The organism is Vibrio makurazakiensis (assembly GCF_050337375.1).
In the GTDB taxonomy this organism is placed as follows: Bacteria; Pseudomonadota; Gammaproteobacteria; order Enterobacterales; family Vibrionaceae; genus Vibrio; species Vibrio makurazakiensis.
The window spans coordinates 1-18,935 of the sequence record NZ_JAKJSW010000075.1; the positions used below are offsets into that span (position 1 = coordinate 1).

Sequence of the window (18,935 nt, forward strand, 5' to 3'; positions counted from 1 at the left end):
ACGGTATGTGGAACAAATAATATTAAATGTATTACTAAAGCATCTAGCTCAAATAGTGCAAAGATTGAAGCCACCTTACCTTACTATTTCAGTGAAGATGTAGTTGATGGTACAAACTGTAGCGCTAATGTAGCGAACTTCTCTGCTGCAAAAGAGTGGTTTGAAGTCAATGGTGCAAATTCACATTACGAGTCATATTTATACACTCAAGATACTTGCTCAGGTTTGTTCTCAAGTTGGGGAGACGCAACTCTAGATGCGGCTCAAACTCAAGTCACAAATCTAAAGCTCGTGTATCCATATGGATATAATGGAACAGATGCCTTACCTGTTGTTATTTTTATTCACGGTATTACTGCTGTAAAAGAGCTTGGTAACGGCGGTATGCTTATCTTAGATAATTTTATTCAAGAGTATATTGCAGACGCAGGCTTAGAAGGACATCTAGTTATTGCGATGGATCACCATATGCACGGTGAAAGAGCCTATGACTTTAATGGTGATGGTACGCCTGATGTGAACGCAAGCCAATCAGTTCGAGGATTATACCCAGGAAACGACAACGCAGACGTTAAGAACTTCTTAAAAGCAGATGCACTACTGACTTCACGAGACAACTTCCGCCAAGCGGTTGCAGATGTTGTTAATTTACGTCGTACTCTTTCATCTGCATCACTAACAGGCGTGAATATAGATGATACAAACGTTAAGTTAGTCGGTCACTCTATGGGTGCTATCGTTGCAGCAACAGCAACGGGTATTTTGAATGACACAACAGAGCCTAGTTATGATCCAAACAATGAGATAATGAAAACGGCTTTAGCTAACCCTGGCTTTGGTATTGGTGGCGTTGTATTCAACTCAACTTGGCTTGGTCAAGATGAAGTACCACCAGCGATTAAGTTGACTGATGGTTTCCAATTGCGTTTGGTAGAAGAGTTAGCAAAACTTGGCGTAGAAGTTAAACAGAAAGATCTTTTAGCTTGGGCTAAGGCCAATAAAGCGGATTACGATGCATTAGTTACTAAAGTTGAACCTGCTTATATGTCAGAGTTTCAGTACTTAATTCAAACAGTCGTTGATTCAGTAGATCCTCTAAACTACGTTAATGTATTGAGGTCAAGTGATGTTCTTTCGATAACTGTAGACGGTACAATTGAAGAAGGCATTCAACCTTCTGAAAACTATGAAGTTGTGACTACTGGTGACCAAACGGTTCCTGTGAAGGTTGAGCTAGACAAGCATACGATGTTTGAGCGTTGCCAAGGTTTAGATACTGAAGAGTTTGGTGTTCAATCACGCTGCGCACTTGGTACAGTTGAACAACCTTACTATGAACTAAACCTAACTGAATTCCCATTAGCGGGTGCTTACCCTCTAGAGACCCTAATTGGTCTAGAGAATGTTCTTGATAACCCTATGGGTACTAAAGTTTATACACGTACTTCTGCAGGAACTCATAACATGGGTGTGGGTACACTGACGGAGTCTACAGCAGCTGCGGGTAACGCAGACTCGAAACTTGTTGGCAAAGCTGCGGCGTTAGTTGCAGACCAAGTAGCGAAGTTTATCGCAGGTGAAAATGCTGCGAATGTAGTGAATAAAGAGATCATTAAAGCAAACTAAATATTACTTTAATACATAACAAAGGCCTCGCAAATGCGAGGCCTTTTTGTATCTGTAGTCTAACGATAAAGATCATTAACTAGCTCTTGCAGGTTTCTTTACTGATCATTTGTTCAGACATCAACTGGCCACGCGTATTACGGATCTTAATCTTATACGCTAAGCCCATATCTAAGTTTGCCCTTACATCCGAACTAGTACAGTAGGTATTCACACTGTTGTTCATGACTTCAGTAAGAGGGCGTGCGCCTTTAGCGTCTTGGTTATAGATCATCATGATCTCAACTACTGGCCCTTTGGCAAGTACTCGCATGACAGATAGTGGCCCGTATTCAATCGGTAACCCTGCAGAGAGCACACCAGCTCTGTGCTGTGCCATCATTTCCAGCTGACGTTGCTCGTCATTCGTAGAGCTACAGCCACTGACTAGCGAGGCCAGTGCAACCGCACCAATTAACCATTTCTTCACGTTAAAATACTTTCTTAAAAGGCTTAACAATCACGTTCTCATACACGCCAGCGTCAATATAAGGGTCTGCATCTGCCCAAGTTTGTGCATCTTCTAGCGAGTTAAATTCTGCAATAACCGTTGAGCCTGTAAAGCCTGCTTCACCTGGGTTATCAGAGTCGATAGCTGGCATTGGCCCTGCGGTTAGTAGGCGGCCTTCGTCTTGAAGTTGTTGTAGTCGCTCTAAGTGCTGAGGACGAACGCTTAAACGTTTTTCTAGAGAGTTTTCAACATCCTGAGAAAAAATCACGTACCACATATTGAATTTCCTTGTTTGTTCATACACCAAATGGTGATCTTAATGATTACGTCTAATTTACGCGAACTTATCGGGATTGGAAGAGCCGCCGAAAGAAAGTGTGCTGAATATAATGAGTTAATGGCAATATTTATTAGTCATATAGACATTTAATCGACGTGCACATAATTATACTGTCTTTTGGACTGTATAATTATGAGGTTAGAAATGAAAAAAGCATTGATAGCGTTGGTTTTAGCTACTGCCTCAAATGCTGCACATGCAGACGCGCTTCTCTATGCGAGTGTAGGGGCTGGGCAAGCCACATACGATATTGGAGATGGTGTTAGTGAAAAGGAGACGGGATATTCTTTAACGGGTGGGACTGGGTTGTTGCCGTTTATAGGAATAGAAGCCGGCACAGTAAATCATGGCACCATGAGTTTCTCGGGTTCTTCGGGTGCAGTTGATGTAACAGCATCGAGTTATTTCGCAGCAGTAAGACCAAGTATTGATTTTGTTAATCTACATATCTACGGAAAAGCAGGTATTCATAGCACATCGACAGAAACAAAAGTGCAAAGTAACAACATGGATACATCGAATATCGGATTACTGTATGGTGTTGGTGCTGAGTACTTCTTTATGCCAATGTTCTCTACAGGCTTGAGCTATACCATATTTAACGGCCAGAAAGTGAACGATGGCGCAGGTGAACGTTCTTATGATTTAAACAATTTATCACTGAATGTGACATTCCACTTTTTGTAATCAGCTTTAACTGAATTAACAAGCTAATAGAATCGATACTATTAGCTTGTTTACTCCGAGTGTTACTTTTTAATCGCTCTTGGCTTACCATCGCTATCAACGGCCACATAGTTAAATGTCGCTTCGCAAACCTGAAAACGATCGCCAATGCCGTCTTCTTTTACGGGTTTAACCCACACGTTTAAGTCAATTGACATAGAAGTGCGACCTATTTTTGTACATTCGCCATAGCAACATACAACGTCACCAACACGAACTGGCTTCTTAAATGTGATGCTTGAAACTGATACGGTAACAATACGGCCGCCAGAAATTTCTTTAGCAAGAATACCACCGGCTAAATCCAGTTGAGACATAATCCAGCCACCGAAAATATCGCCATTGGCATTAGTGTCTGCTGGCATAGCAAGGGTACGAAGAAGAAGTTGGCCTTTCGGCGCATCAGCAATATGGCTCATTTTAAGGTTTCCCAGAACGACAAATAAAGCAGCGGCCAGTCTGTAATACAGACTGGCCGCTCAAATATAGACATATTATATCAAAAATGTGATGTGAGTTGTCACCTTGAATAATTAGTTTTCGTTGTCTTTATCATCGGTTAAGCGTTCTTCTTTACTCCGGTTGGTATCTTTTGGTAGATGCTTGTAAATGTAGACACCTGTAAGCAAAGTAAAGCCAAAAGTGGCAGCTAATAAACCAAATACTTTGAAGTTTACCCATACATCGAGTGGGAGGTTAAACGCGACATAAACATTAACGATGGCACAAACTGTGAAGAACAGAGTCCATGCCCAGTTGATTTTACTCCAAACGGCATCAGGTAAGCTGATTTCTTTACCAAGCATCCCTTTGATTGCTGACTTACCCATTAGGTGGCTTACCGTTAGGCCAATAGCAAATAGAGAATAGACGATGGTTACTTTCCACTTAATGAAGTTATCATCGTGCAAGAAAATCGTCATGCCGCCAAATATAGCGACCATCAAAAATGTGATGATCTGCATTTTTTCTACTTTCTTGTAGATTACGTAGGTCAGGATGATTTGAATTGCGGATGCAACGATTAGTGCCCCTGTTGCCGTATAGATGTCATACATCTTGTATAAGGCAAAAAAGATAATCAGAGGGATAAAATCAAGAATTTGCTTCATATCGCAAAGAGTTTCCGTTTAGTTGAGTTACATGCAGTCTAACGAAAACTGTCTCGATGCTAAACAGATCGAGACAATTGCATAAAAATAATTACTTTGATGTGCTTTGTTAACGCATCATTGCTGTCTGGTATCGAGGAATTAAGCTTTTGATATCTTCTAAGTAACCTTCAGTTTTTAGGTTATCCAGTGTTGAAACTAACTCCTCTTCGCTCATAGCAAAACAAGTCGATTTTCCAGTCGTCAGATCCAAATACTCGTGGTATTCAGCTTCTGTAAAGTGACCCACTCGATCCAATAGTAGGGTTTTGATGCCGTGATGGATTAGGCCGTAGTATGTGTGTCTTTGTAGAGTCATAACAGATCCTCCATGTAACTCGCCACAACGCTATATTTTTGACGATTGATCTTGTCTACAGTTTGTACTGTTACTTAAGCAAGCAGAGTGCCAGTTTTAGCTTTCTATCTATGCTTATCTTTCTTGGTGAAATTAGTGCTGCAACGCTAGTCTCTATAAGGTTTGTATCGGCTGAAAAATGAATTCATTGAGTTTTATTTAGGGGAGGGAAGTTGACTCTTCACTTTGAGAATCATATTGAGCAAGTGGTTACGATTRTGAGAATGACTTTGGGGTTATAAGGTTTTTCAGAAAAACTGTGTTTTCAAAATAAGAAGTATTAGTAAAGAAAACCTAACTCAGAGAGACTCATAATAAAAAAGCCACTCGTTTGAGTGGCTTTTAAATGTCGTCACCGTAGCTTAGGACGAGACAACTTTATCAGAGCAAAAACTTAAGCTTGCTGTTTTTGTAGCTCAGCTTCTTTTTCTTCATCTTTGATTAGAGAATCAACGATTACTGCACAAGCTGCGTCACCAGTGATGTTAAGCGCAGTACGGATCATATCGAAGATACGGTCTAGAGCGAATAACAGAGGCAGACCTTCGATTGGAATACCAGCAGCTAAAAGTACAGCCACAACTAGGAAAGAAGGACCTGGAACACCAGCTTGACCAACCGCACCTAGCGTAGACGTTACGATAATCGCAACGTAAGCGCCCATAGAAAGGTCGATGTTGAACAGCTGTGCAAAGAAAATAGCTACTAGACCGTAGTAGATCGCGTTACCAGACATGTTAATTGTTGCACCAAGAGGCAGAACAAATGAAGCCGTTGAGTTACGAACACCTAGCTCTTTCTCAACAGTTTCCATGGTTACTGGTAGCGTAGCCATTGAAGAAGCCGTTGATAGCGCAACCGCTTGTGGTTTCTTCATTGCAGTTAAGAACTTCTTAGCTGAAGTCTTAGTGAAGATTTGGATCATTAGCGGGTAAGCAACGAAACCGAAAATCAGGATTGCAGCGATGTAAACAAGGAACAGTTTGAACACAACCATTAGTGCGCCAAAACCGAACGTGCCAACTGCTTCTGCCATTAGGCCGAATACACCAAGCGGCGCGATGATCATTACTTTGTTGATCATCCAAACCATAGCGTCAACAATTGCGTTTACGCCGTTGATGATAGGGTCACGCTTTTCTTTTGCTTGTTTAGAAATCGCAATACCAAAGAATAAGCAGAAAACTAGGATTTGAAGAATATTAGCTTCATTCAGTGACTGGAATACGTTCGTTGGGATCATACCAGTGATGGTCGCCCAGAAAGTCGGTAGTTCACCTTTTGCTGCGTATTCAGAAGAGAACATGCCTTCAACGCCAGATACGTCAATACCGCGACCTGGTTCGAATACTTCACCCATTACAAGTGCAAGCGCTACAGCTAGTGCAGACGTTAGCGCGAAGTAACCCAGTGTAGTTACACCAACTTTACCTGCAGAAGAGCTATTACCTAGACCAGCAGCACCTGAGATTAGTGCAACTGCAACTAGAGGAATTACTAGCATCTTGATTAAATTGATGAAGATTGCGCCTAGTGGAGCGAACATTGTTGCGCTTTCACCCATCATGGCACCAACAGCAGTACCTACGATCATTGCAATCACGACTTGTACGCCGATGTTACTTAACAAATTCTTTTCTTTTAACACTTCCATAACCCTTGTGCTACTAAATTGTAATTTCCTAGCATTACCCACTAATGTTGAATAAACATTTGGATAATAATTTCGAGGAGACTTTTACACGTATATTTTACATTTAGCAATATGTGCCAAGGTGAAACGCTGTTTAAAATGTGTGGTTTGTTTCTGAATGGCTGTTTTTTACACAAAAGCAAACGTTTGCCTGTGGTCTAAAAGAAGTTAACATTGGTTGTATTTATAAATTGCCGGTTTGAGCGGCTCTGTATGTATGACTTAAATTTAAGCTACCTCATCATCTTTCTTAACATAGTTGTTTCAATCGAACGTGACGGCAATAGAGGTTAAGTTGCGAATATCGGACAGAAGAAAGTGATAAAAACACACTATTTACGATATTAATTTACAAAATTTTGGCAATTGAGAGGAGAACGGGAGTTACTCGTTGCTATACCACGTATGCCAAAAGAAGTTGATGTGTGGTTTTAACTTCGGGGGTAGGATTTATAGCACGGTTAATAAAGTGGGTCGGGTGATAAATAAAAAAGCCCCGTACTATGACGGAGCTTTTATTCAGTTACGATCTAAGAAAGCGTTATTTCTGTGTTGCTGCTTTCATCGGTGTTACGAATTCAGCTAATGCTTTAAGCATTTCTTCTGGCTGCTCAACGTTACTTTCGATGATTTTTACAACAGCTGAGCCAGAGATAGCGCCAGCTGCGCCAGCTTCAATCGCTTCTTTTACTTGCTCAGGAGCAGAGATACCAAAACCAAGCAGTGCTGGCGGTGCATCGAATTGGTTTAGGCGGTCAAGCAGTGCAGTAACAGGCATGTTTGCTTTAGTTTCAGCACCAGTCACACCAGCACGCGAAAGTAGGTACGTGTAACCTCCACCTAGCTCAGCAACAGATTTTAACGTTTCATCACTTGCTGTTGGTGGTGCAATGAAAATTGGGTGAACGCCAAACTTCGTAGCTGCAGCAACGAACTCTTCACTTTCATTCGTTGGTACATCAGCGATTAGTACAGAATCGATACCCGCATTAGCACAACGCTCGTAGAAGTTCTCGATGCCACGTGCGTACACTAAGTTTGCGTACATCAGAAGGCCGATTGGTAGCTCTGGGTATTTAGCTCGGATTTTGCCAATAAGGTCAAAACAGATATCTGGTGTTACTTTCGAATCTAAAGCTCGGATATTCGCGCCTTGGATTGTTGGGCCATCGGCCAGAGGATCAGAGAACGGGATACCTAGCTCAAGCGCATCAGCACCGGCTTCAACAAGCGTTTCCATGACCTTAAGTGACTGCTCAGGGTTAGGATCGCMAACGGTTACGAATGGGACAAATGCGCCTTGGTTCTTTTCAGCTAAGCGAGTGAAGAGTGATTGATAGCGATCCATTATAGTGCTCCTTTCGCTTCAAGAATGTCGTGTACAGTGAAGATGTCTTTATCACCACGGCCAGATAGGTTAACAACCAACAGTTGCTCTTTCTCTGGATTGTCGTGCGCCATTTTCAGTGCGTGAGCAAGCGCGTGAGACGACTCAAGAGCAGGAATGATGCCTTCTTTACGAGCTAGAGTTTGGAACGCTTCTAGCGCTTCGTCATCAGTTACGTTGYCATATTCAGCACGTCCAATCGAATTTAGGTGAGCGTGTTGAGGGCCAACTGACGGGAAATCTAGACCAGCAGAAACAGAGTAAGACTCTTCTACTTGGCCGTTTTCATCTTGCATCAGTGGTGCTTTCATACCGAAGAAGATACCTGTTTTACCGTGCTTCAGTGGTGCACCGTGTTGGTCAGTATCAATGCCTTTACCTGCAGGTTCTACACCGATAAGGCGAACCGTTTCTTCTTCAATGAAGTCGGCGAACATACCGATAGCGTTAGAGCCACCACCGACACAAGCGATAACAGCATCAGGAAGGCGACCTTCACGAGCTAAAATTTGGTTTTTAGTCTCTTCACCAATCATGCGCTGGAAATCGCGAACGATGGTTGGGAATGGGTGAGGGCCAGCTGCAGTACCTAGTAGGTAGTGCGCGTCTTCATACGTTGCAGACCAATCACGTAGCGCCTCGTTACACGCATCTTTCAATGTTGCAGAACCTGAATGTACAGGGATAACTTCAGCGCCCATCAACTTCATACGGAATACGTTCGGGCTTTGACGCTCAACGTCTTTTGCACCCATGTAAACGCGACATTTTAGGTCTAAAAGAGCACAAGCTAGAGCAGTTGCTACGCCATGTTGGCCTGCACCAGTCTCAGCAATGATTTCTTTTTTACCCATGCGTTTAGCAAGTAGCGCCTGACCAAGTACTTGGTTCGTTTTATGTGCGCCACCGTGTAATAAATCTTCACGCTTTAGGTACAGCTTGGTCTTTGTACCTTTGGTTAGATTACGCGTTAATGTTAGAGCTGTAGGGCGGCCTGCATACTCTTGAAGTAGCGTCATGAATTCACTGCGGAATTCTGGGTCTTCCTGCGAATCAATAAATGCTTGCTCTAATTGGTCTAGTGCTGGCACTAAGATCTGCGGTACGTATTGACCACCGTATTCACCGAAGTAGGCATCGAGTTTAGCCATTGTATTATTCCTTCAATTCTATTGGAGTGTCTTCACCCCAAGTCATTTAGTCTTGTTTGAGCTTCGCAAAGGCAAAGCTCACAAATATGTTTCTAGTTCTGATTTTTGCTTTTAGAAGCCAGACTAGTAATTACGAATCGCCGCAAAAGCGCGTTGCAGTTTGTCTGCGTCTTTTTTACCTGGAGCCGATTCAACACCAGAGTTTAGATCTAACCCTAAGCAGCCTAACTTAGCCGCTTGGTTAGCATTTTCTGGGCTTAGACCACCTGCCAACATGATCGCGCTTTGGTTGTTGATCAGGTTCCAATCGAAGGCTTGGCCGGTACCACCAGTTTGAGAACCCACTTTAGTATCTAGCAGGTGACGAGTCACGTTGCTTTCCAGTAATTCTGGTAATGCGCTTTTTGCACCAGAAGCAACACCATAAGCTTTCCAGATCTCAACGCTTTCAGGCAGTGATTGTTTAAGTTCATCAACATACGCTTGAGACTCATCACCGTGCAGTTGTACAGCGAACAAACCGAGCTCTGAAACGGCGTGAGCAACGTCTGCAACGCTATGATTTTGGAACACGCCGACATAGTTCAAAGGAGCACCGCTCATAGTCAAACGAGCCGCTTCGATATCCACATGACGCTTAGACGCTTCAACGAAAATCAGACCACCGAATACCGCGCCTGCTTGATACGCTTTGGCAGCATCGTCGGAGTGGGTTAAACCACATACCTTGTTTTCGCCAAGCGTTACTTTACGAACGGCCAATTCTAGGTTCTTTTCTGTCATAAGAGAGCTACCGATTAGGAAGCCATCGGCAAATGTTGAAAGGTCACGCACTTGTTGGTGGGTGTAGATACCAGACTCTGAAATTACGATGGCGTTCGGAGCCAGTTCGCGAATCAGTGGAGCCAACTCTTTGGTACGATTCAAATCAGTCGAAAGGTCGCGCAGGTTACGGTTATTAATGCCGATCACTTTAGCTTTTAAAGCGACTGCACGGTGAAGCTCTTCTTCGTTGCTGACTTCAGTTAGTACACCCATGTTTAATGAGTGCGCGACTTCAGCAAGCGCTTGGTACTCTTCGTCATCCAAGACTGACAGCATCAAAAGAATTGCATCCGCAGAATAATGACGAGCTAGGTAAACTTGGTAGGTATCAACCATGAAGTCTTTACACAAGATAGGCTGCTTAGCAATGCTGCGAACTTGAGGTAAGAATTCAAAATCACCCTGGAAGTATTTTTCGTCGGTCAGTACTGAAATGGCATTTGCATGGTTGTTGTAAACTGATGCAATGTAATCTAGGTCAAAGTCATCGCGGATCAAACCTTTTGATGGCGATGCCTTTTTACATTCAGTGATGAAAACAGCTTGCTCGCTTGTAAGTGCATCGTAAAAGCTACGATCGGTTGCTGTTAAAGCACCTTTAAATTCGTCTAGTGGTTGAGTCTGCTTACGAGCTTCAACCCATTGGTATTTATCACGAACGATTTTCGCAAGAACTTCTGCCATTTCAGCTTCTTTGACTGAAACGTGGGTCGACAGTTTATCGGTAGTCTGTGTCATCTTCTTTGTCTCTACTTGTCGTTCGTTAAGCGTGCTCAGCAAGCTGCTGTACTAACTCGTAAGCTTTGCCTGAGTTCATCGCGTCGATTGCTTGTTGTGCGTTGGCTTTGAGGTCTTCGTGACCAAATAGTCGCATCAACAGAGCCACGTTAACCGCAACTGCCCCTGCTTGAGCTTCAGTTCCCTTACCCGTTAGAATTTGAGTCGTGATAGCTCGGTTCTCTTCAGGGTCACCGCCTTTAATTGCTTCTAGCGGGTGAGTCTTCAAGCCAAAGTCAGAAGGGCTCACTGTGTACTCGAGAATTTCGCCGTCTTTGATTTCAGCAACCATGGTTTCGCCGTGAATAGCGACTTCATCAAGTCCGCTACCGTGAACAACCGCTGCGCGCTTCATACCCATTTGCAGCATGGTTTCTGCGATAGGGCGTACAAGTTCTTTGCTGTAAACACCCATTAGCTCAATGTTAGGGCGAGCTGGGTTAATTAGTGGGCCAAGAATATTGAAGATAGTTCGAGTTTTCATTGTCTGACGCACTGGCATCGCGTGACGAACACCACCGTGATACTGCGGCGCAAATAGGAACGCCACACCTAGTTTGTCTACAGCTGAACGCGTATCTTCAGCGCTCATTGCCAGGTTGATACCGAAAGAGTCCAACAGATCAGAAGAGCCTGATTTGCTTGATACGCTACGGTTACCGTGCTTCGCAACTTTTAGTCCACAGGCTGCTGCTACAAACGCAGAAGTCGTCGAGATATTAATAGTGTTATGACCGTCGCCGCCCGTACCTACGATGTCCGCGAAATCGTAATCAGGACGTGGAAACGGATTTGCATTCGCAAGTAGTGCTTTCGCTGCACCAGCAATTTCATCTGGCGTTTCGCCTTTGATTTTAAGTGCGGTTAGTGCTGAAGCCATCAGGATAGGATCAAGTTCACCCTTGATGATAATGTCAAATAACTGTTGGCTTTCTTCTTGAGTAAGAGACTGCTGCTCGTAAAGCTTATTAATAATCTGTTCCATGATCTTTTCCTATTTAGTCTTTTTATCAAGAGTCGAGCTTTTCTCTAGATGAAGAGGTTTCTCAAGAGCCCATTCGATAGCGTTTGCCAGTAGCGTTGCACCGTAGGTTGTCATAATTGATTCTGGGTGGAATTGGAATCCACAAACCTTATCTTGTTCTTGTACCACTGACATAACCAAGCCATCTACTTCTGCAGTCACTGTTAAGCTATCAGATACATGAGTTGCCACTAAAGAATGGTAACGAGCGATAGCTAATGGCGAAGGAAGCCCTTGGTAAATGTCATGGTTTTGGTGTTCCATCATCGACACCTTACCATGAATGATTTCACCTGCGCCTGCAACGGTGCCGCCATACGCTTCAACAATCGCTTGGTGGCCTAAGCAAATACCAATCATTGGCACCTTACCTTTTAGCAGCTGAATTAGTTCAGGCATGCAGCCGGCGTCAGCTGGAGCGCCAGGGCCTGGTGACAGTAGGGCTACTGGGTTGTCTAGTTCGTTGATTGCTGCTTCAACTACTTTTGCAGAGATGTTGTTACGGTAAATTTTTACGTTGTGACCCAATGAACGGAACTGGTCGACAAGGTTGTAAGTGAACGAGTCGAAGTTATCGATGAATACAATATCAGCCATGATTACGACTCCTTCTTATTTGATAAGTGCTTATTACATGACAAGCTCTTGGTATGTGCAGCTTGGATAGCAGAGATAACCGCTTGTGCTTTGCCGCGAGTTTCGTCTGCTTCTGCTTGTGGGTCTGAGTCGAATACCACGCCAGCGCCAGCTTGTACTTGTGCTACGCCATCTTCAACGTAAGCAGAGCGAATCACGATACAAGTATCTAACGTGCCTTCACCCGTTAGGTAACCTACTGCACCGCCGTAGCTACCACGACGTGTTTTCTCTACATCACGAATAAGCTGCATTGCGCGGATTTTTGGTGCGCCAGTTAACGTACCCATGTTCATACAAGCTTGGTAAGCATGTAGTGCATCTAAGTCTTCACGTAGTTGACCAACTACACGAGAAACCAAGTGCATCACATGACTGTAGCGGTCGACTTTCAGTAAATCTGCTACGTGGCGAGTGCCTGCTTCGGCAATGCGTGCAACGTCGTTACGAGCTAGGTCGACTAGCATCATGTGTTCAGCGTTTTCTTTTTTGTCAGTACGTAGCTCAAGCTCAATACGGCTATCTAAATCGAAATCAATTTGACCGTCAGGACGCTTACCTCGACGACGAGTTCCAGCGATTGGATAGATTTCGATTTGGTTAGTTTCCGTTTCGTACTTCAGCGCGCTTTCTGGAGAAGCACCAAACAAAGTAAATAGCTCGTCTTGCATGTAGAACATGTAAGGGCTTGGGTTGCTTTGCTTAAGTTCTTTGTAGGCAGCTAGTGGGGCAGGGCAAGGCAGCGTGAAGCGGCGTGAAGGTACGACTTGGAATACATCGCCTTTAACTACGAACTCTTTTAAATCACGAACCGTTTGGCAGAAGTCTTCATCTGAAACGCTTGGTACAGCGTCGACGTTGTCGAGAGGCGTAACTTCTGTGATGGCTTTCAGTGACTGACATTGTGTTTGAATGTCTGCTAGGCGTTCCGTTAAATGGTTTTTAATACTCGCGTCTTGAGCGAATAAACTCGCGTGCAACAAGCCTTCATTTTCTTGGTGATTGAAGCGCAGCAGTGTCTCAGCAACGTAGAAAACAAAGTCAGGGCAATTGTTAGTTGCTTCAGCATCGCCTAGCGGTTCAAAGTTCGCCACGATGTCGTAAGCGAATAGGCCAGCCATGAACAAAGCGTGTTTGTTGTCTGGGTCTTGAGCAAAGCTGTGCTGAACCAAACGCAGCGCATCGAAAGAAGAGGCTTCTCTTAAGCGCGAGTCTTCGTCTAACTCGTTGCTTGGCTCTACAAAAGTAAGCGTTAATACGTTATTAGTAAGGTCAGATTCGATTTCTGTTTTAACGTTTTCACTCAAGTGTTCAATAAGCGCTTGACCATTATTGGTCAGTGCTTGAAAGGTTACTTCATGTCCGCGACATACAATGCGAACAGCAGAGTCGATAAGGAGTAAGCTTGTCAGGTTCTGTTTAGATTCAATCTCAGCAGATTCCAGCAGTAAACTGTCGGTTTTGTTTTCACATAATGTATGGAAAACACTGGTTGGATCTTGCGAGTAAGGAACGGAAGAATTGATGACCTCAATGGTTCCCAGCTTTTTGATTTCAATGGCCTTGTTCACAAGACCTCCTTTATGATTCTTTAAATTTCCTGCCGTACATAGTCGCATAAAGATACCTTTCACCCAATCTAGAATATGGTCAATTCGATGATTTGTTAGTCAGTTGAATGTGAGATGTTCGACAAATTAAAAAGCCCGCTATGAAAGCGGGCTTAGTGATAACTTTTGTTCTAAACAAACTGTTTAATTAGAAGTACACATTGGCCCACCAAGAACTTGTCCAAGTGCGCCACCAATTAAGCTCAGAACTTGCTTCTACTGAAGAAAGTTCTGAAACTTTATCTTTCTGGTCTTGGTTAAATTCTTGTAACATAGTGAGCCTATAAACTTTATTAATCCATATACTGGATACTTCGTATTTGTGTACTAGTTAACTAGTTCAAAGGCAACAAGTCAAGCATAGAGACACAAATATCCAAGAAAAAAACAAAAGAATGAAAATATGAGAATTGATCTACATAGTCATACCACAGCCTCAGATGGCCGATTGACGCCGCCAGAGCTGATTGACCGTGCGCTAAGCTTTAACATTGAAGCGTTAGCCATTACAGATCATGACACCACAGATGCCCTTGCTGAAGCACGTAGCTATATATCAGATAACCAATTGCCAATTCAGTTGATCAACGGCATCGAGATTTCGACGGTTTGGCAGAATAAAGATATTCACATCGTTGGTCTGAACATAGATCCAGAGTCACCGGAATTAAAAGCATTAATTGATCAGCAAAAGCAGCACCGTATGGGGCGTGCTGAAATGATTGCTCAACGCCTAGAGAAAGCCACCCGTGAAGGCGTGCTCGAAGAAGTCAAAGCGATTGCTGGCGATGCGCCAATTACTCGCGCTCACTTTGCTAAATGGTTAGTCGATAACGGCTATGCTAAAACAATGCAGCAAGTATTCAAAAAGTATCTGACACGCAATAACCCTGGGTACGTGCCGCCGACGTGGTGCTCAATGAGTGACGCTGTTACTGCTATTCATGCTGCTGGTGGGCAAGCGGTACTTGCTCATCCGGGTCGGTACGGTTTTACTGCCAAGTGGGTTAAGCGTTTATTGACTGCGTTTGTAGAAGCCAATGGTGATGCAATGGAAGTTGCACAACCACAGCAAGCGCAACAAGAAAGACGCACACTTGCGGATTATGCTATACAATACAAACTATTAGCTTCTCAAGGCAGTGATTTTCATTACCCATCTCCGTGGATGGAACTGGGCCGTAATCTCTGGCTACCTTCTGGGGTCGAAGAAGTATGGAAAGATTGGGAGTTTCAAAAGGTTTCGTCATCTGAAGAATCGTCAGACGAACAAGCTCCTTCATAATATTTATCTGAATAAGTAATTGTTTCGATTGATATAACATAGAGTCGAGAGATTCGATAACGAGGATCAACAATGAGCCAGTTTTTTTATGTACACCCAGATAACCCACAAGCACGTTTGATTAGTCAAGCGGTGGCTATTATCCGCAATGGCGGCATTGTGGTTTATCCAACAGATTCGGGTTATGCACTAGGCTGTCAGCTTGAAAACAAACAAGCGCTAGAGCGTATTTGCAAAATTCGTCGAATTGATGACAAGCACAACTTTACTCTTTTATGCCGTGACCTTTCTGAGTTATCGCTATATGCAAGAGTGGATAACGTCGCTTTCCGCTTGCTTAAAGCACACACGCCAGGCGCTTATACTTTCATTTTCAAAGCAACGAAAGAAGTGCCAAAACGTTTAATGAATGCCAAACGTAAAACGATAGGTATTCGTGTGCCAGATAATAAAATTGCTCTAGACCTGCTAGAAGCAATGGGTGAACCTTTGATGTCTACGTCATTGATTCTTCCAGGAAATGAAACGACAGAATCAGATCCTGAAGAGATCCGTGACAGCCTAGAGCATGCGGTTGATGTGATCCTTAATGGCGGTTATCTGGGTGAGCAACCAACGACTGTAATTGACTTCAGTGATGATGATGCTGTTGTTCTGCGCCATGGTGCTGGCGACCCGACACCGTTCGAATAAACGATAACAAAGTCGGTATAACGCAAATAACAGATGATTTTTTGACTGGTATTTGCGATAATCTGCGACCGCGATTTTTATCGCAACAAAATTCATTCGACGTCTGTGAAGACGACAATTAGGTAGAATTAGTAAATGAGCGAAAAATTACAGAAGGTTCTAGCGCGTGCCGGTCATGGCTCTCGTCGTGAACTTGAGACCTTAATTAAAACAGGTCGTGTTAGTGTTAATGGTCAAGTTGCAAAACTAGGTGAGCGTCTTGAAGACGAAAGTGCAATCATTCGTATTGATGGCCACGTAGTTTCAGGCAAAGCTTCAGAAGAAGTGGTTTGTCGTGTACTTGCGTATTACAAACCTGAAGGTGAGCTATGTACTCGTCACGACCCTGAAGGTCGTCGTACAGTATTCGACCGCTTGCCTAAGATTCGCGGTTCGCGTTGGATTTCTGTTGGTCGTCTAGATGCGAACACATCAGGTCTTTTGCTTTTCACTACTGATGGTGAGTTAGCAAACCGTCTAATGCACCCAAGTCGCCAAGTTGAACGTGAATACCTAGTTCGCGTATTTGGTGAAGTTACTGAGCAGAAAGTTAAAAACGTTACTCGCGGCGTAAAACTTGAAGACGGCATGGCTCGTTTTGAAGATGTTGTTTACGCTGGTGGTGAAGGTATGAACCATACTTTCTACGTAGCGATTAACGAAGGTCGTAACCGTGAAGTTCGTCGTCTTTGGGAATCACAGGAAACAACAGTAAGCCGCCTGAAGCGTGTTCGTTACGGTGATATCTACCTAGACAAAAAACTGCCTCGTGGCGGTTGGAAAGAACTTGATCTACAAGAAGTTAACTACTTGCGTCAACTAGTAGAGATGAATCCTGAAAAGGAAACCATGCTCGATCTTGACCCTGCAAACACTTCTCGTAAACGTGAACGTTCTCGTAGCCAAAAAATTCGTCGCGCAGTTAAGCGTCACGAAGAGCGTGCAAATGCTCCAAAAGGCCGCAGTAACCAAACTAAACGTAAGAAGCCAGCAACTCGCGGCACTACAACTCCTGATTCAGGTCGTAGCGCTCCAGCGGCAAGCAAAGGTAAACCTCAGGCTAACAAGAGTAAGCCTAAGATGAATAACGGACGTCCTGCGAAACCGGCTAAGCCAAGAACTCGCATGTAATTTGTTATATCCAAATTGAAAAAAACCTGCTTTAGAGCAGGTTTTTTTATGTCTTTTTTTTGGTAAACGAAGCGCAAGTGCTTGAAGCGTTTTGACTAGGTTCGTTGCATCGTTTGGAGTCGTTGACTCATTTTGTCGATAATCACTTTAGCCAAAAGCTAAAAATAGTTAAGTGACTTTCAAGTGATTCGAAAAGTTGTCACCTTTTGCCATACGGTCGTACAAAATGACATTAACCGCCGCAGCAAGGTTCATGCAGCCATTTGTAGGAACGTAAATGGTTTCACGGCAGAAATCCGTGATCTCTTTTTTCAAAGTACCATCTTCAGGACCAAAAATATAAAAAGCACGAGGTGGGTGCTTATAGTCTGGTAGTGGCTTCGCGCCTTCAATCAAGTCAACTGCAACGGGTACACAGCCAACAGGAATAATGTCTTTTAGATCTTCAACGCCGATTAAAGGTAGCTCAAGGTGCTTTTCTTTAGTGTCAGTATGAAACTGACGAGCGTGATCATAGCGGGTGCCAGTATAAAATACAGAGTTTGCTCCGTAGCAACCCGCTGCTCGCATTACTGAACCCACGTTTTCGGGTGTTTTAGGATTGACTAGTCCAACGCAGGCATAGCCTTTGGATAGAGTATCTGTTTTCGCTTTAGTCATAATTTTGTAGAATTTACTTTCTATAGAGCTTGGCTGTATAAAGTTTAATAGTATAGAACTGGGCTATATAGAGCTTTGCAGGCAAAAAGAAACCAGCTCCATACATAGAGCTGGTTAGAGAAGAGCTTAGTCGCGCTTCCACAGCATGTGACAGAACTTATGTTCTGGATCACGGCTGATAAGCAAACGAGCAAAAACGTCATCAAGTACATCGTCAGTCTCGTTTACAAGGCCGATACGAACTTCAGCATACGTTTCTTTATCGACTTCAAATCCAACGTGTTCTGCCCAATCGTCACCAGTTTCAACCAGTTCAGCTGCGCCACGGTCTTCGAACTGAGCTGTAAATAGAATAACATCAGCTGGTTCTAGGTTATCTGGCGCCATTTCTAAGAAGATGTCGTAAGCAGTGTCGATTGCATCGTCGTAAGAGATTAGTTCAGTCATGTTTGTCCTAGCTTGCGCGGTTCATATATTTGCGTTCAGCTGTGTTTACTACAACTTTGTCGCCAGTTGCAATGTATTCAGGAACTTGAATAGTCAGGCCAGTTGATAGGCGAGCTGGTTTAGTACGAGCAGAAGCAGAAGCACCTTTGATAGAAGGGTCAGTTTCTTCTATAACAAGTTCAACAGAAGTTGGCAGTTCAAGTGTCGCAGCGTTACCATCGATTAGGATAGCGTACATGCCTTGAGTCTCTTCGTTGATGAACAGTAGCTCATCTTCAATCATATCGCTGTTAAAGATGAACTGTGTGTAATCTTCGTTATCCATGAAGATGTACTCGTCGCCGTCAACGTAAGAGAACATAACTGCGCGTTTTGTTACGTCGATAGTCTCAACGATTTCATCTGCCTTGTGGCGAACTTCTGTTTTAACGCCAGTTGCTACATCGTTACCGCGGAAACGGTAAATCTTTTGACCACCGCGGCCACCTGGTGTTGTGATTTCGATATCTTTAACTAGTACTGTCTTGCTGTCTACTGTGATAGCAAAACCTTTTTTAATCTCACTTGCTCTAGGCATTTTGTGTTTGTCCTTATTGGGTCTATCTGACGATTATATCGCGGAGATACTACAAATAGGAATAGCTTGAATCATAAAGTCACCTAAGCGATCATAGTGTCCTGTCCAACTTATCTTGAAAATTGATTGTTCCAGCATGCCTTTACCTGTAATTGACCCAAAGCAGCCGCTTCAACCTGAATTCCAACCTGTAGTAGAAGACCTAAACCGTTTTCTTAAAGGTGGGCTTGGCGCTAATTTACACAGTGTTTATATTTACGGAAGTGTTGCAAATAAAACAGCTAGAGTAGGGCATTCAAACCTTGATGT

The 18,935-nt window shown here is 43.5% G+C and carries 21 protein-coding genes, 1 pseudogene and 1 other annotated feature; of the genes and pseudogenes, 6 read left to right on the forward strand and 16 right to left on the reverse strand.

Annotated elements, in window-relative coordinates; genetic code table 11:
- Nucleotides 1-1,626: alpha/beta fold hydrolase (locus L4C33_RS10505; RefSeq protein ID WP_428812389.1), on the forward strand; the 1,626-nt coding region annotated here is incomplete at its 5' end.
- A gap of 79 nt (nt 1,627-1,705) precedes the next feature.
- Here L4C33_RS10505 and L4C33_RS10510 read toward each other — a convergent pair.
- Complete coding sequence (locus tag L4C33_RS10510; RefSeq protein ID WP_428812390.1) at nt 1,706-2,095, reverse strand: GspS/AspS pilotin family protein; 390 nt, start codon at nt 2,093-2,095, stop codon at nt 1,706-1,708.
- 1 nt (nt 2,096) lies between these two features.
- Nucleotides 2,097-2,393, reverse strand: coding sequence for a YciI family protein (locus tag L4C33_RS10515; RefSeq protein ID WP_428812391.1), 297 nt, complete (start codon nt 2,391-2,393; stop codon nt 2,097-2,099).
- A gap of 207 nt (nt 2,394-2,600) precedes the next feature.
- On the opposite strand from L4C33_RS10515, the gene L4C33_RS10520 reads away from it, so the two are divergent.
- A complete protein-coding gene (locus L4C33_RS10520; protein WP_428812392.1) occupies nt 2,601-3,143 on the forward strand; it encodes an outer membrane beta-barrel protein in 543 nt (180 codons plus the stop codon).
- 62 nt (nt 3,144-3,205) lie between these two features.
- Here L4C33_RS10520 and yciA read toward each other — a convergent pair whose 3' ends face one another.
- The 11 genes from yciA to trpL2 all read right to left on the reverse strand — a co-directional run bounded on the left by yciA (nt 3,206) and on the right by trpL2 (nt 14,068).
- Complete coding sequence (yciA, locus tag L4C33_RS10525) at nt 3,206-3,601, reverse strand: acyl-CoA thioester hydrolase YciA (RefSeq protein WP_428812393.1); 396 nt, start codon at nt 3,599-3,601, stop codon at nt 3,206-3,208.
- Between the two features lie 114 nt (nt 3,602-3,715).
- Complete coding sequence (locus tag L4C33_RS10530; RefSeq protein ID WP_428812394.1) at nt 3,716-4,294, reverse strand: septation protein A; 579 nt, start codon at nt 4,292-4,294, stop codon at nt 3,716-3,718.
- Nucleotides 4,295-4,403: 109 nt separating this feature from the next.
- Nucleotides 4,404-4,652 carry a hypothetical protein gene (locus L4C33_RS10535; protein ID WP_428812395.1) on the reverse strand — a complete coding sequence of 83 codons (249 nt, stop codon included), beginning with the start codon at nt 4,650-4,652 and terminating at the stop codon, nt 4,404-4,406.
- A gap of 433 nt (nt 4,653-5,085) precedes the next feature.
- Nucleotides 5,086-6,345 carry a dicarboxylate/amino acid:cation symporter gene (locus L4C33_RS10540; RefSeq protein ID WP_428812396.1) on the reverse strand — a complete coding sequence of 420 codons (1,260 nt, stop codon included), beginning with the start codon at nt 6,343-6,345 and terminating at the stop codon, nt 5,086-5,088.
- Between the two features lie 580 nt (nt 6,346-6,925).
- Nucleotides 6,926-7,732 carry a tryptophan synthase subunit alpha gene (gene trpA / locus L4C33_RS10545; RefSeq protein WP_428812397.1) on the reverse strand — a complete coding sequence of 269 codons (807 nt, stop codon included), beginning with the start codon at nt 7,730-7,732 and terminating at the stop codon, nt 6,926-6,928.
- Nucleotides 7,732-8,922: a tryptophan synthase subunit beta gene (trpB, locus tag L4C33_RS10550; protein ID WP_428812398.1), complete on the reverse strand. Its 1,191-nt coding sequence runs from the start codon at nt 8,920-8,922 to the stop codon at nt 7,732-7,734. The genes trpA and trpB overlap by 1 nt, the downstream gene beginning before the upstream one ends.
- Nucleotides 8,923-9,045: 123 nt before the next feature.
- Complete coding sequence (gene trpCF, locus L4C33_RS10555) at nt 9,046-10,485, reverse strand: bifunctional indole-3-glycerol-phosphate synthase TrpC/phosphoribosylanthranilate isomerase TrpF (protein WP_428812399.1); 1,440 nt, start codon at nt 10,483-10,485, stop codon at nt 9,046-9,048.
- 25 nt (nt 10,486-10,510) lie between these two features.
- Nucleotides 10,511-11,509: an anthranilate phosphoribosyltransferase gene (gene trpD, locus L4C33_RS10560; RefSeq protein ID WP_428812400.1), complete on the reverse strand. Its 999-nt coding sequence runs from the start codon at nt 11,507-11,509 to the stop codon at nt 10,511-10,513.
- Between the two features lie 9 nt (nt 11,510-11,518).
- A complete protein-coding gene (locus L4C33_RS10565) occupies nt 11,519-12,145 on the reverse strand; it encodes an aminodeoxychorismate/anthranilate synthase component II (RefSeq protein ID WP_428812401.1) in 627 nt (208 codons plus the stop codon).
- Between the two features lie 2 nt (nt 12,146-12,147).
- Nucleotides 12,148-13,755, reverse strand: coding sequence for an anthranilate synthase component 1 (locus tag L4C33_RS10570; RefSeq protein ID WP_428812402.1), 1,608 nt, complete (start codon nt 13,753-13,755; stop codon nt 12,148-12,150).
- A 125-nt stretch (nt 13,756-13,880) separates the two neighbouring features.
- Nucleotides 13,881-13,996 (reverse strand) — a sequence feature (Trp leader region).
- Nucleotides 13,943-14,068, reverse strand: coding sequence for a tryptophan operon leader peptide (trpL2, locus tag L4C33_RS10575; protein ID WP_428812403.1), 126 nt, complete (start codon nt 14,066-14,068; stop codon nt 13,943-13,945). (Overlaps the previous feature by 54 nt.)
- Before the next feature lie 129 nt (nt 14,069-14,197).
- Here trpL2 and rnm point away from each other — a divergent pair, with 129 nt between their 5' ends.
- The 3 genes from rnm to rluB all read left to right on the forward strand — a co-directional run bounded on the left by rnm (nt 14,198) and on the right by rluB (nt 16,942).
- Nucleotides 14,198-15,079, forward strand: coding sequence for an RNase RNM (gene rnm / locus L4C33_RS10580; protein WP_428812404.1), 882 nt, complete (start codon nt 14,198-14,200; stop codon nt 15,077-15,079).
- Nucleotides 15,080-15,151: 72 nt separating this feature from the next.
- Nucleotides 15,152-15,772: an L-threonylcarbamoyladenylate synthase gene (locus L4C33_RS10585; protein ID WP_428812405.1), complete on the forward strand. Its 621-nt coding sequence runs from the start codon at nt 15,152-15,154 to the stop codon at nt 15,770-15,772.
- Between the two features lie 135 nt (nt 15,773-15,907).
- Nucleotides 15,908-16,942 (forward strand): 23S rRNA pseudouridine(2605) synthase RluB, encoded by a 1,035-nt coding sequence (gene rluB, locus L4C33_RS10590; protein WP_428812406.1) that lies wholly within the window; start codon nt 15,908-15,910, stop codon nt 16,940-16,942.
- A gap of 168 nt (nt 16,943-17,110) precedes the next feature.
- On the opposite strand, the gene L4C33_RS10595 is transcribed toward rluB, so the two are convergent.
- The 3 genes from L4C33_RS10595 to efpL form a co-directional block, all read right to left on the reverse strand.
- On the reverse strand, nt 17,111-17,602 hold the full coding sequence (locus tag L4C33_RS10595; RefSeq protein ID WP_017076367.1) for an RNA methyltransferase: 492 nt from the start codon (nt 17,600-17,602) through the stop codon (nt 17,111-17,113).
- A 126-nt stretch (nt 17,603-17,728) separates the two neighbouring features.
- On the reverse strand, nt 17,729-18,049 hold the full coding sequence (locus tag L4C33_RS10600; RefSeq protein WP_428812407.1) for an HI1450 family dsDNA-mimic protein: 321 nt from the start codon (nt 18,047-18,049) through the stop codon (nt 17,729-17,731).
- A 7-nt stretch (nt 18,050-18,056) separates the two neighbouring features.
- A complete protein-coding gene (gene efpL / locus L4C33_RS10605) occupies nt 18,057-18,626 on the reverse strand; it encodes an elongation factor P-like protein EfpL (protein WP_428812408.1) in 570 nt (189 codons plus the stop codon).
- Nucleotides 18,627-18,762: 136 nt separating this feature from the next.
- Here efpL and L4C33_RS10610 point away from each other — a divergent pair.
- Nucleotides 18,763-18,935, forward strand: a pseudogene (locus L4C33_RS10610) (nucleotidyltransferase domain-containing protein); the annotation flags it as partial.

Bases quoted from the DNA above. Each gene is read 5' to 3' on its own strand.
- L4C33_RS10515 (WP_428812391.1), bottom strand. From the start codon at position 2,393: ATGTGGTACGTGATTTTTTCTCAGGATGTTGAAAACTCTCTAGAAAAA.
- L4C33_RS10520 (WP_428812392.1), top strand. From the start codon at position 2,601: ATGAAAAAAGCATTGATAGCGTTGGTTTTAGCTACTGCCTCAAATGCT.
- yciA (WP_428812393.1), bottom strand. From the start codon at position 3,601: ATGAGCCATATTGCTGATGCGCCGAAAGGCCAACTTCTTCTTCGTACC.
- L4C33_RS10530 (WP_428812394.1), bottom strand. From the start codon at position 4,294: ATGAAGCAAATTCTTGATTTTATCCCTCTGATTATCTTTTTTGCCTTA.
- L4C33_RS10535 (WP_428812395.1), bottom strand. From the start codon at position 4,652: ATGACTCTACAAAGACACACATACTACGGCCTAATCCATCACGGCATC.
- L4C33_RS10540 (WP_428812396.1), bottom strand. From the start codon at position 6,345: ATGGAAGTGTTAAAAGAAAAGAATTTGTTAAGTAACATCGGCGTACAA.
- trpCF (WP_428812399.1), bottom strand. From the start codon at position 10,485: ATGACACAGACTACCGATAAACTGTCGACCCACGTTTCAGTCAAAGAA.
- trpD (WP_428812400.1), bottom strand. From the start codon at position 11,509: ATGGAACAGATTATTAATAAGCTTTACGAGCAGCAGTCTCTTACTCAA.
- L4C33_RS10565 (WP_428812401.1), bottom strand. From the start codon at position 12,145: ATGGCTGATATTGTATTCATCGATAACTTCGACTCGTTCACTTACAAC.
- trpL2 (WP_428812403.1), bottom strand. From the start codon at position 14,068: ATGTTACAAGAATTTAACCAAGACCAGAAAGATAAAGTTTCAGAACTT.
- rnm (WP_428812404.1), top strand. From the start codon at position 14,198: ATGAGAATTGATCTACATAGTCATACCACAGCCTCAGATGGCCGATTG.
- L4C33_RS10585 (WP_428812405.1), top strand. From the start codon at position 15,152: ATGAGCCAGTTTTTTTATGTACACCCAGATAACCCACAAGCACGTTTG.
- rluB (WP_428812406.1), top strand. From the start codon at position 15,908: ATGAGCGAAAAATTACAGAAGGTTCTAGCGCGTGCCGGTCATGGCTCT.
- L4C33_RS10595 (WP_017076367.1), bottom strand. From the start codon at position 17,602: ATGACTAAAGCGAAAACAGATACTCTATCCAAAGGCTATGCCTGCGTT.
- L4C33_RS10600 (WP_428812407.1), bottom strand. From the start codon at position 18,049: ATGACTGAACTAATCTCTTACGACGATGCAATCGACACTGCTTACGAC.
- efpL (WP_428812408.1), bottom strand. From the start codon at position 18,626: ATGCCTAGAGCAAGTGAGATTAAAAAAGGTTTTGCTATCACAGTAGAC.